This is a genomic window from Streptomyces sp. NPDC026500 (assembly GCF_055567635.1).
Window position 1 is genome coordinate 1 of sequence record NZ_JBVHQB010000011.1, and the last position, 11,575, is coordinate 11,575.

Consider the following 11,575-nt stretch of genomic DNA (forward strand, 5'->3'; position numbering starts at 1 on the left):
CCGAGGGTGTAGCCGAAGCCCGGCTCCAGCGGCTCGATCACGAACCGGGAGCGGAATTCGTCGACGACCTCTTCGGTCAACGAGGGACGCTGAGCAATCAGCACGTGGTGTTGCCTCCAGTGGTTTGGCGCCCGCTATGGACGCCGTAGACACCACGAAGGGTACGTGCGATACGGCCGCCGCAGAGTACGCCATGGCGTAGCTGAGCCGCGGCCGACGGGTCGTTGGAGTATCTCGGTGCCGTGCCGGTGAGCGTCCGGGATCTGCGCGAGGGCATCGTCCAGTACCGCAATGTGATCGGCAGCGGTGTTGGCTCCGGAGTCGCCGGGCCGCAGTCGGCCGGACACTGCCTCGCCGACGTTCGCGAGGAAACAGCTCCCGCAGGTGTGCCTTCCACAGCACCCATCCCAGGCCGACGAGCGCGGTGGCGCACAGGACGGCGATCGGCGTGCGAGGCCGCGTCGATGAGGTCGGGCTTCCCGGCGGCGAACAACTCGGCGGACCAGCGCTGGACCTCGGGCCGGTCGATCTCTGGGACTCCCAGCAGTTCGCAGATCACGATGACCGGGGGCACCGCCAGGCCGGCGACGAGGTCGACCTGCTCGCCGACGGACCACACGTGGGCACGCGGCCGGAGGGCGAGGAGATCCGCCGTGTCCCGACCGGCGACCCCGGCATGGGCGTGATCCGCCACCTGGACGTGAGCTCCGGCCGCGCGAACAGGTCGCGATCCTGCGGGGCGAACGGGTGCCGATGAGGGGCAGGGGCGCCCCTGTCCAGTCGGCGTTCTGTGTGTTCGGATCCTTGACCCCTGCCCGGCCCTCCATAATGCTGTGTTGCGACACGTGAGATACGTGCCGTAATAAGCAACATTTGAATCAGGTCTCGTACCAGCTGAGGAGTGGCCATGACTCACCAGGTCCGTGCTGTCGTTGCGCGGGGGAAAGGCGCCCCCGTCAGCCTGGAAACGATCATCGTGCCCGACCCCGGCCCGGGCGAGGCGCTGGTGAAGATCGAGGCCTGCGGGGTCTGTCACACCGATCTGCACTATCGCGAGGGTGGCATCAACGACGACTTCCCGTTCCTGCTGGGCCACGAGGCCGCGGGTGTCGTGGAGTCGGTGGGGGAGGGCGTCACCGACGTCGCTCCGGGTGACTTCGTCATCCTCAACTGGCGTGCCGTGTGCGGGCAGTGCCGGGCCTGTCTGCGTGGACGGCCGCAGTACTGCTTCAACACCCACAACGCGAAGCAGAAGATGACCTTGACCGACGGCACCGAGCTGTCCCCGGCCCTGGGCATCGGCGCGTTCGCGGAGAAGACGCTGGTGGCGGTGGGGCAGTGCACCAAGGTCGACCGGGCGGCATCGGCGGCCGCCGCCGGACTGCTGGGCTGCGGAGTGATGGCGGGCATCGGCGCGGCCATCAACACCGGCAACGTCGGACGCGGTGACAGCGTGGCGGTCATCGGCTGCGGTGGCGTGGGGGACGCGGCGATCGCCGGCGCCCGGCTCGCCGGAGCGGCCACCGTCATCGCGGTCGACATCGATGACCGGAAACTCGAGACTGCGAAGAAGATCGGCGCGACCCACACCGTCAACTCCAAGCAGGGCGATCCGGTGGAGGCCATCCGCGAGCTGACCGGCGGCTTCGGCGCGGACGTCGTCATCGAGGCGGTCGGCCGCCCGGAGACGTACAAGCAGGCCTTCTACGCCCGAGACCTGGCCGGCACTGTTGTCCTCGTCGGCGTACCGACCCCGGAGATGAAACTCGAACTGCCGCTGCTGGACGTCTTCGGCCGGGGCGGCGCGCTGAAGTCCTCCTGGTACGGCGACTGCCTGCCCTCCCGTGACTTCCCGATGCTCATCGATCTCTACCTGCAGGGCCGACTGGATCTGGACGCCTTCGTCACGGAGACCATCGCACTGGACGAGGTCGAGAAGGCCTTCGAGCGGATGCACGGCGGCGACGTACTGCGCTCGGTGGTGGTCTTCTGATGGCCGGCATGGCGGGTGCGCGCATCGAACACCTCGTCACCTCGGGGACGTTCTCCCTGGACGGTGGCACCTGGGACGTCGACAACTATGTCTGGATCATCGGTGACGACACCGAGGCCGTCGTCATCGACGCTGCGCACGACGCCGAGGCGATTGCCGAAGCCCTCGGCGGACGCACGCTGCGGGCCATCGTGTGCACTCACGCCCACAACGACCACATCGACGCAGCCCCCGAACTCGCCGACCGTACCGGTGCTCCGATCCTGCTCCACGGCGACGACCTGCCGCTGTGGAAGCAGACCCACCCGGAGCGGTCACCCGACGGCGAACTGGCCGACGGGCAGGTCGTCACGGTGGCGGGTGTCGAGCTGACCGTGCTGCACACTCCCGGCCATGCCCCCGGCGCGGTGTGCCTGTACGCGCCCGGCCTGAAGGCACTCTTCAGCGGTGACACGCTCTTCGCGGGCGGACCGGGGGCGACGGGAAGGTCGTACAGCCATTTCGGCACGATCGTCGACTCGATCCGGGACCGGCTGCTGACCCTGCCGGGCGACACGGTCGTGCACACCGGTCACGGGGAGACGACCACCATCGCCGCCGAGGCCCCGCATCTCCAGGAATGGATCGACCGCGGATTCTGACCCCTGCCGACCGCGCGGCGGCAGCCTCGTCTCGATATTCGAAGACGCTCGGCACTTGTTGACGTCTCAGCACTCGATGACGTTGACCGCGAGGCCGCCGCGCGAGGTCTCCTTGTACTTCACCTTCATGTCGGCACCGGTCTCGCGCATCGTCTTGATGACCTTGTCGAGTGAGACCACATGGGTGCCGTCGCCGCGCAGCGCCATTCGTGCCGCATTGATCGCCTTGACGGATGCGAGGGCGTTCCGCTCGATGCAGGGGATCTGGACCAGGCCTCCGACCGGGTCGCAGGTCAGCCCGAGATTGTGCTCCATGCCGATCTCCGCGGCGTTCTCGACCTGCTCCGGCGTGCCGCCGAGCGCCTCGGCGAGACCGGCGGCGGCCATGGAGCAGGCGGACCCGACCTCGCCCTGGCAGCCCACCTCGGCCCCGGAGATCGACGCGTTCTCCTTGAACAGCGCCCCCACCGCGCCGGCGGCGAGCAGAAAGCGGACGACCCCGTCCTCGTCGGCCCCGGGAACGAAGCGCGTGTAGTAGTGCAGCACCGCGGGCACGATCCCGGCCGCACCGTTGGTGGGCGCGGTGACCACGCGACCGCCCGAGGCGTTCTCCTCGTTGACGGCCAGCGCGAAGAGGTTGACCCAGTCCATGATGTGCAGCGGATCCACATCCTGGGAGTCCTCGGCGAGGCTGCGCAGCAGCTGCGGGGCACGGCGGGGCACCTGCAGCCGCCCGGGCAGGGTGGTCTCGGTCCGTGAACAGCCGCGCTCCACGCACTCCTGCATCACCCTCCAGATCCGCAGCAGGCCGGCGCGCACCTCGCTCTCGCTCCGCCGGGACAGCTCGTTGGTGAGCATCACCCTGCTGATCGGCAGGCTGGTCTCGTAGGCGCGCAGCAGCAGTTCGGATGCCGAGCCGAAGGGATCCGGTGCGCCCTGTCGTCCACGGTGTCGGTGTCGACGGTTTCCGGATCCTCGCCTTCGAGGCCGAGGAGTACCGCCTTGCCGCTGCCGTGGCCGTGACCGGTGGCGCCGAGCGATCCGAAGAGTTCTGCCCGGACCGAGGCGGTGCGGGGGAGCAGGCCGTCTTCGTGCAGCCCGGTGACGAAGAGGCGGGCGGCCTTCATGGGCCCGACGGTGTGGGAGCTCGACGGTCCGATGCCCACCTTGAACAGGTCGAAGACGCTGATCGCCACGCCGACTCCTTCATGCGGTGTGTTGTCTATGGCGCAAAGCGTTGCGTAAAAAGCAACGTTGAACAAGGGGTCGGCCTGTCCTCTGAATGCCTTGACAAGGGTTTGGGACCGCCCTCAAACTGGCGTTGCGCTTACCGCAATCCGTTTCGCTATACGCACCGAGGTGTCATGATGATTCCCGCGTGCCTTCTCGTGGATCTGCCGCGAGGCGAGGCCTACCGGCTAGACATCGATCCGCCGGTTTCGGTGTTCCACACCGATGACGGCGAGGTCTTCGCCATCGATGACACCTGCACCCACCAGGACGCGTCGCTCGCCGACGGCTGGTTGGAGGGCTGCGAGGTGGAATGCCCGCTGCATGCTTCGAAGTTCGACCTCCGGACCGGAGCCGTCGACGCTCCGCCGGCCAAGCGTCCGGTCCGTACCCATGAGGTCCTCATCGAGGACGGCATGATCTACGTCCGGCCGTCCACGGAGGCACCCAACCTGCCGCCCTGTGTTGCGTCCCGGCTCGCCGGAGGTCCCGCGTGAGGACAGTGGCCGTGGTGGGTGCCTCGCTGGCCGGTCTGTCGGCGGCGCGCTCGTTGCGGAGACGGGGGTACGACGGGCGGCTGGTCATCATCGGCGACGAACCGCACCGCCCGTACGACAGGCCGCCGCTGTCCAAGGAGTTCCTGGCCGGTGACATCGGCGAAGCCGATCTCGCGCTGGAGTCGGACGACGAGGACCTGCAGGCCGAGTGGCTGCTCGGCGCCCGCGCCGCCGGACTCGACAGCGCGGATCGCGCCGTGCGGCTCGCCGACGGCCGCGAGGTCCGGGCCGACGGCTTCGTCATCGCGACCGGCGCGGCCGCGCGGACGCTGCCCGGCACCGACGGCCTGGCCGGGGTGCACACCCTGCGCACCCTGGACGACGCCCGCGCCCTGCGGGACGAACTGGCCCTGGGCGGGCGGCTGGTCGTGATCGGCGGCGGGTTCATCGGCGCCGAGGTCGCCTCCACCGCCTACGCTCTCGGACTCGACGTGACGGTGGTCGAGGCGGCGCCGACGCCGCTCGCCGGACCGCTCGGCGAGACCATGGGCGGCATCGTCTCCGCCCTCCATGCGGACCACGGCGTACGGCTGTTGTGCGGCGTGGGGGTCAAGGGGCTGAGCGGGGGGAGCCGGGTCGACGCCGTCCTGCTCGAGGACGGCCGCAGTATCCCCGCCGACACCGTCGTCGTCGGTGTCGGCGCGCGTCCGTGCGTCGAGTGGCTGGAAGGATCCGGCGTCGCGCTCGACAACGGCGTCAAGTGCGGCGCGGACGGCCGCACCAGCCTCGCCGGTGTGGTCGCCGTCGGTGACTGCGCCTCCTGGTACGACCCCCACGCGGGGATCCACCGCCGCGTCGAGCACTGGACCGGTGCGCGCGAGCGGCCCGACGCGGCCGTGGCCACGCTGCTGTCGTGGGGTGCGGCGGAGCCGGGTGTGCTCCGGCCGCCGTACTTCTGGTCGGACCAGTACGGCGTGAAGATCCAGTTCGCCGGTCATTCAGCCGGTGCCGACAGTGTGACGGTCGAGGAAGGCGTCCCGGGCGACCGCAGTTTTCTGGCCGTCTACCGTCGTGCCGGGCATCCGGTCGCCGTGCTCGCGATGAACCAGCCGCGGCTTTTCATGCGTTGGCGCAAGCAGCTCACCGCCGCGACATCTTGACATCATCGATGCGGCATTTCATGCTCCTGTTGCGTATAGAACGCAGCGTTGCTCCATGCAAAACGCCGTCCGGAGTCGCTCATCCCGGCGCGTGAATGACCGATCCACGACGTTCTCCGAGGAGTGCACTGTGACCTCGACCAGCCTGCCGGACAGCCTGATCGCCACCCTGCCCGGCTCCTCCTACACGGATCCGGGGACCTTCGCCCAGGAGCAGGAGCGCATCTTCGAAACGATGTGGTTCTGCGCCGTACGCTCCTCGGATCTGGCCAAGCCCGGCGCCTTCCGGACCGTCGAGGTGGGCCGCGAGAGCATCCTGATCACGCGCGCACGGGACAACTCCATACGCGCCTTCTTCAACGTCTGCCGCCACCGCGGAGCCAAGCTCTGCACCGAGGAGGCCGGCGAGGTCAAGCGTGCCTTCCAGTGCCCCTACCACGCCTGGACGTACGACCTGACGGGCAAACTCGTCGCCGCGCCCAACCTCACCAAGATGCCCGACGTCAGCCGCACGGAGTACGGCCTGGCCGGCGTGGCGACCCATGAATGGCTCGGCTATGTGTGGGTGTGCCTCGCGGAGAACCCGCCTCCCTTCGAGGAGGTCGTGCAGGACGTCGTCGCACGCCTCGGCGACACCGAGTCGATCGAGCACTACGACATGGAGAACCTCGAGGTCGGCAAGCGGATCGTCTATGACGTCAAGGCGAACTGGAAGCTGATCGTCGAGAACTTCATGGAGTGCTACCACTGCGCCACGATCCACCCCGAACTCACCGAGGTACTCCCGGAGTTCGCCGACGGGTACGCCGCTCAGTACTACGTGGGTCACGGCGCGGAGTTCGGCGCCGAGGTCAAGGGCTTCACCATTGACGGCTCCGAGGGACTGGACCGCATTCCGGGGGTCTCCGAGGAGCAGGACCGCCGCTACTACGCGATCACCGTCAGGCCGCAGGTGTTCATCAACCTCGTCCCCGACCATGTGATCTTCCACCGGATGTACCCGGTTGCCGCGGACCGCACGATCGTCGAGTGCGACTGGCTCTACCTCAAGCACGTCGTCGAAAGCGGCAAGGATGTCAGCCGGTCGGTGGAGCTCTTCGACCGCGTCAACCGGCAGGACTTCGACGCGTGCGAGCGCTGTCAGCCCGCGATGAACTCCCGGCTGTACGCCAAGGGCGGCGTACTGGTGCCCAGCGAGCACCACATCGGCGAGTTCCACGACTGGGTCCAGGAGCGTCTCGGGACAGGACAGTCGCAGTAGCAGCGGTTCTCGGCAGGTCGACGGCGGCGGCTGAAGGTGCCGTCGGCGGCGGCACCTGGGCGTTCAGCCCAGGTAGCCCATCCGATGGCTGATCTCCTCCGCGCCCTTGACCAGCACCGGAGCGAGCTCGTGCATGCGCTCCTCGGTGAACCGGTATGCGGGGCCGGAGGCGCTGAGTGCCGCGATGACCTCTCCGTCCCGGTCGCGGACCGGCGCGGCCATGGCGTGGAGCCCGATCTCCAGCTCTTCCAGGGTCCAGGCGTAGCCACGCTCCCGAGCCTCGGCGAGATTCTTCTCGAGCTTCGTCTTCGAGGTCAGGGTGTGCGGGGTCACCTTCTTCAGGCCGGCCTCGGACAGTAGCGCGGCGCGCTGCTTGGCGGGCATGTGGGCCAGCAGGATCTTGCCGCTGGACGTGGCGTGCAACGGGGTCAGCTGGCCGACCCAGTTGTGCGCGGTGACGGCCCCCGGGCCGCGCACCTGGTACAGGTTGATCGCGTAGTGCTCCTGCATCACGGCGATGTTGACGGTCTCGCCGATCTCCTCGGCGAGGCGCTCGCAGACCGGGCGGCCCTGCTGGGTGATGTCGATGCGTCCCGTGACCCCGCCGGCCAGGCGTACGATGCCGAAGCCGAGGCGGTATTTGCCGCGCTCGCCCGCCTGCTCCACCAGACCGCGCGCCTCCAGGGCGCCGAGCAGCCGGAACGCGGTCGACTTGTGAACATCGATCTCGGCGGCCACCTCGCTGACGCCGGCCTCGCCGCGCTGGGCCAGGATTTCCAGCACGCTGATGGCGCGGTCGACGGACTGTACCCCGCCGGACTGCGAACCCGTCGTTTCGGTATCTGGACCATAGTTGCTCATAGCGAAACTATACGCGCAGTAAACAACAGCATGGCAAGTAACAGCGTCGAAACGTAGACCTTGCAAGTTGCGTTGCTCGCAACCTAGTGCGTATAGCGATACCCGTACTAGCATGCCACGCGTATCTACGGCGCGAGCGAGACGAGGCACCATGGCTCCCCTGCAATACGACTTCGTCATCGTCGGCGGTGGATCCGCCGGCAGCGCACTGGCGAACCGACTCTCCGCCGACCCGGGCAACCAGGTGCTGGTCCTGGAGGCCGGCCGGCCCGACTATCCGTGGGATGTCTTCATCCACATGCCCGCGGCGCTGACCTATCCGATCGGCAGCCGGTTCTACGACTGGAAGTACGAGTCCGAACCCGAGCCTCACATGGGCGACCGGCGCATCTACCACGCGCGCGGCAAGGTGCTGGGCGGTTCCAGCAGCATCAACGGCATGATCTTCCAGCGTGGCAACCCCATGGACTACGAGCGCTGGGCCGCCGATGCCGGAATGGAGTCCTGGGACTACGCGCACTGTCTGCCGTACTTCAAGCGGATGGAGAACTGTCTCGCGGCCGACCCCGACGACGAGTTCCGCGGCCACGACGGCCCCCTCGTCCTCGAACGCGGCCCCGCCTCCAACCCGCTGTTCACCGCCTTCCTCAAGGCCGTCCAGGAGGCGGGCTATCCCCGCACCGACGATGTCAACGGCTATCAGCAGGAGGGTTTCGCCCCCTTCGACCGCAACGTCCACAGGGGACGCCGTCTGTCGGCCTCGAAGGCGTACCTCAAGCCCGCGAAGAAGCGGCCCAACCTCACCGTCACCACCCGCGCCCTGGTCACCCGCGTCCTCTTCGAGGGCAAGCGTGCTGTCGGTGTCGAGTACCGGCGGCGCGGCAAGGTCCAGCAGGTGCGAGCCCGCGAGGTCATCCTCTGCGGCGGCGCGATCAACTCCCCTCAGCTGCTGCAGCTCTCCGGCGTCGGCAACGCCGAGGAACTGAGCGCGATCGGCATCGACGTCGTCCACGACCTCCCGGGCGTCGGCGAGAACATGCAGGACCACCTGGAGGTGTACATCCAGTACGCCTGCAAGCAGCCCGTCTCCGTGCAGCCGTACATGGCGAAGTGGCGCGCCCCCTTCATCGGCCTGCAATGGCTCTTCCGCAAGGGCCCCGCCTCGACCAACCACTTCGAGGCCGGCGGCTTCGCCCGCAGCAACGAGGACGTGGACTACCCCAACCTGATGTTCCACTTCCTGCCGATCGCGGTCCGCTACGACGGCTCCTCGCCCGCCGGCGGGCACGGCTACCAGGTGCACGTCGGTCCCATGTACTCCGACGCCATCGGCTCGGTGAAGATCAAGAGCAAGGACCCGAACGAGCACCCGGCGCTGCGCTTCAACTACCTGTCCACGGAACAGGACCGCCGCGAGTGGGTCGAGTCGATCCGCGTCGCCCGCAAGCTCCTCAACCAGCCCGCGCTGGCCCCGTACAACGACGGGGAGATCTCACCCGGCCCGTCCGTGGAGAGCGACGAGGAGATCCTCGCCTGGGTCGCGACGGAGGGTGAGACCGCCCTGCACCCCTCGTGCACCTGCAAGATGGGCACCGACGAGATGTCCGTCGTCGACCCCACCAGCATGCGCGTGCACGGTGTGGAGGGACTGCGCGTCGTCGACGCGTCGGTGATGCCCTATGTCACCAACGGCAACATCTACGCGCCGGTGATGATGATCGCGGAGAAGGCGGCCGACCTCATCCTGGACAAGGACCCGTTGGCCCCTTCCAAGGCCGCGTACTACCGCTACCGCGACGCCCAGAAGCAGGCCGGTTAGACCTTGGACGTCGAACACTTCCGGGCGCTGCTGCACAGCGTCCGCTACGAGGTGCTGCCCGCGAAGGCGACCGAGGACAAGGTCCTCGCCCATGTCCCGCGCGACGTCGTCGTCACCGTGACGGCGTCGCCGGTCAAGGGCCTGGAACCGACGCTCGACCTCGCCACCCGGCTCACGGCGCACGGCTGTCGCGTCGTCCCGCACGTGCCCGCGCGGCTGCTGCGGGACGACGCGCACCTGAAGGATGTCGTCGACCGGCTCCGGGAGGCGGGCGTCGACGACGTCTTCGTCCCGGCCGGCGACGCCGATCCGCCGGCCGGGGCCTACGACGGGGCACTACCGGTGCTGCGCAGGCTGAGCGAGCTGGGCAGCCCCTTCGCTCATGTCGGCATCACCGGTTACCCCGAGAGCCATCCGCTCATCCACGACGACGTCACCATCCAGGCGATGTGGGACAAGCGCGCGTACGCCACGTACATCGTGAGCAACCTCTGCTTCGACCCGCGCGTGCTGGGTGACTGGGTCGGCCGGATACGCCGCCGCGATATCACCCTGCCCGTCCACGTGGGCGTCGCGGGGCCGGTGCAGCGGGCGAAGCTGCTGTCCATGGCGGCGAAGATCGGGGTGGGGGAGTCGACGCGCTTTCTGACCAGGCACGCCTCGTGGTTCCTGCGCTTCGCGACACCCGGCGGTTACTCGCCGGAGCGGCTGCTCGCCCGTTCCGTGGGCGCGCTCTCTTCTCCCTCGGCGGGGGTCGCCGGCCTGCACCTCTTCACCTTCAACCAGATCGCCGAGACCGAGCGGTGGCGCTGCGCTGTGCTTGACCGGTTGGGAGGCTAGCCAGGGGCGCCCTGGGGGAGCCTCACTGGCGCCCGGGGCGCAGCGGGCCTCGCTGGGGGCTGCGCCCCCAGACCGCCCTGTCGCCTCAACGCCTCGTCCTCAAACGCCGGACGGGCTGTTTGTGTCGGCCTGCGCCCCAAGAGCCGGCGTCAGAGTGCCGTATACAGCGATGGGCGGGCCGGATTCCGGCCCGCCCATCGCTCGTGCTCGGCTCAGCGGAAGACAACCGTGCGGTTGCCGTCCACCATGACGCGGCTTTCGCTGTGCCATTTCACCGCGTGTGCGAGCACCTGCGCCTCCACATCCCGCCCGACCGTGACCAGCTCGTCCGGATCGAGGGAGTGGTCCACCCGGACCACGTCCTGATCGATGATCTGTCCCTCGTCCAGGTCCGGTGTCACATAGTGCGCCGTCGCGCCGACAAGCTTCACCCCGCGCGCGTACGCCTGCTGGTAGGGGCGCGCGCCCTTGAAGCTGGGGAGGAAGGAGTGGTGGATGTTGATGGCGCGGCCCTCCAGCTGTTTGCACAGGTCGTCGGAGAGGACCTGCATGTAGCGGGCCAGCACCACCAGGTCGATGTCCAGCTCGCGCACGAGCTCCAGCAGGCGCGCCTCGGCGTCGGCCTTGGTGTCCTTGGTCACCGGGATGTGGTGGAAGGGGACGCCGTAGGTCTCCGCCAGTCCCTCGAACTCCCGGTGATTGGAGACGATCGCGGGGATCTCGATGTTGAGAGCGCCGGTGCGCTGCCGGAAGAGCAGATCGTTGAGGCAGTGTCCGAACTTGGACACCATGATGAGCGTCCGGGTCGGTGTCGAGGCGTCCCAGAGGGTCCAGGAAATCCGGTAGGCCTCGGCGACCGGACCGAATCGGTAACGCAGATTTTTCAAATCGGCGTTTGGATCGGAAACGTCGAAATGGACCCTCATGAAGAAACGGCCCTGGAGTCGATCATCGAACTGCTGGCTCTCCAGGATGTTGCCGGAGTTCCTGACGAGAAAGCCGCTCACGGCGTGGACCAGTCCGGCGCTGTCCGGACACGAGAGAGTGAGGACGTACTCACGGCCAGGATGCGGTCGAGGGGACATGTGCAGCCTCCGTCGGTGCGCAATGCACAACATGGTGAGCGATACGCAACATGGTTGGGCTTGGCGCCGCTTGCGGTCAAGAGCGGCCGCGCAACTGCCCGCATGGCGAAATCGTCATCCGCCAACCCCTTGACGTATGTCCGCACATTCGCCAGGGTGTTCCACCACAAGCAATACGGTGCACGATG

General features: G+C 68.1%; 9 protein-coding genes and 3 pseudogenes. 7 read left to right on the top strand and 5 right to left on the bottom strand.

Features of this window, described 5'->3' with window-relative positions; all coding sequences use genetic code 11:
- Positions 1–104 (bottom strand): annotated as a pseudogene (locus tag ACZ4N5_RS20855) (DNA-directed RNA polymerase subunit alpha); the annotation flags it as partial.
- Between the two features lie 341 nt (positions 105–445).
- Positions 446–607: pseudogene (locus tag ACZ4N5_RS20860) on the bottom strand (cytochrome P450); the annotation flags it as partial.
- 300 nt (positions 608–907) lie between these two features.
- Between ACZ4N5_RS20860 and ACZ4N5_RS20865 the strand changes: the two are divergent.
- Together ACZ4N5_RS20865 and ACZ4N5_RS20870 are read left to right on the top strand one after the other, a co-directional pair.
- Positions 908–1,993, top strand: coding sequence for an S-(hydroxymethyl)mycothiol dehydrogenase (locus ACZ4N5_RS20865; RefSeq protein WP_099918851.1), 1,086 nt, complete (start codon positions 908–910; stop codon positions 1,991–1,993).
- A gap of 8 nt (positions 1,994–2,001) precedes the next feature.
- Entirely contained in the window at positions 2,002–2,634 is a 633-nt protein-coding gene (locus tag ACZ4N5_RS20870) for an MBL fold metallo-hydrolase (protein ID WP_467758550.1), read from the top strand.
- A 66-nt stretch (positions 2,635–2,700) separates the two neighbouring features.
- Here the strand turns inward: ACZ4N5_RS20870 and ACZ4N5_RS20875 are convergent.
- Positions 2,701–3,830 (bottom strand): annotated as a pseudogene (locus ACZ4N5_RS20875) (L-serine ammonia-lyase).
- A 168-nt stretch (positions 3,831–3,998) separates the two neighbouring features.
- On the opposite strand from ACZ4N5_RS20875, the gene ACZ4N5_RS20880 reads away from it, so the two are divergent.
- The 3 genes from ACZ4N5_RS20880 (at position 3,999) to ACZ4N5_RS20890 (ending at position 6,782) form a co-directional block, all read left to right on the top strand.
- Entirely contained in the window at positions 3,999–4,361 is a 363-nt protein-coding gene (locus ACZ4N5_RS20880; protein WP_075025955.1) for a bifunctional 3-phenylpropionate/cinnamic acid dioxygenase ferredoxin subunit, read from the top strand.
- Entirely contained in the window at positions 4,358–5,521 is a 1,164-nt protein-coding gene (locus ACZ4N5_RS20885) for an NAD(P)/FAD-dependent oxidoreductase (protein ID WP_467758551.1), read from the top strand. The genes ACZ4N5_RS20880 and ACZ4N5_RS20885 overlap by 4 nt, the downstream gene beginning before the upstream one ends.
- Positions 5,522–5,651: 130 nt before the next feature.
- The gene (locus ACZ4N5_RS20890; protein WP_467758552.1) at positions 5,652–6,782 is read left to right on the top strand and encodes an aromatic ring-hydroxylating oxygenase subunit alpha; all 1,131 of its coding nucleotides are present in this window, start codon (positions 5,652–5,654) and stop codon (positions 6,780–6,782) included.
- A gap of 63 nt (positions 6,783–6,845) precedes the next feature.
- On the opposite strand, the gene ACZ4N5_RS20895 is transcribed toward ACZ4N5_RS20890, so the two are convergent.
- Positions 6,846–7,643, bottom strand: a complete 798-nt coding sequence (locus ACZ4N5_RS20895) for an IclR family transcriptional regulator (protein ID WP_467758553.1) — start codon at positions 7,641–7,643, stop codon at positions 6,846–6,848.
- A gap of 151 nt (positions 7,644–7,794) precedes the next feature.
- On the opposite strand from ACZ4N5_RS20895, the gene betA reads away from it, so the two are divergent.
- The gene (betA, locus tag ACZ4N5_RS20900) at positions 7,795–9,462 is read left to right on the top strand and encodes a choline dehydrogenase (RefSeq protein WP_467758554.1); all 1,668 of its coding nucleotides are present in this window, start codon (positions 7,795–7,797) and stop codon (positions 9,460–9,462) included.
- 3 nt (positions 9,463–9,465) lie between these two features.
- Positions 9,466–10,302: a methylenetetrahydrofolate reductase gene (locus ACZ4N5_RS20905; RefSeq protein ID WP_467758555.1), complete on the top strand. Its 837-nt coding sequence runs from the start codon at positions 9,466–9,468 to the stop codon at positions 10,300–10,302.
- 212 nt (positions 10,303–10,514) lie between these two features.
- On the opposite strand, the gene purU is transcribed toward ACZ4N5_RS20905, so the two are convergent.
- Positions 10,515–11,387 carry a formyltetrahydrofolate deformylase gene (purU, locus tag ACZ4N5_RS20910; RefSeq protein ID WP_467758556.1) on the bottom strand — a complete coding sequence of 291 codons (873 nt, stop codon included), beginning with the start codon at positions 11,385–11,387 and terminating at the stop codon, positions 10,515–10,517.
- Between the last annotated feature and the right edge of the window lie 188 nt (positions 11,388–11,575).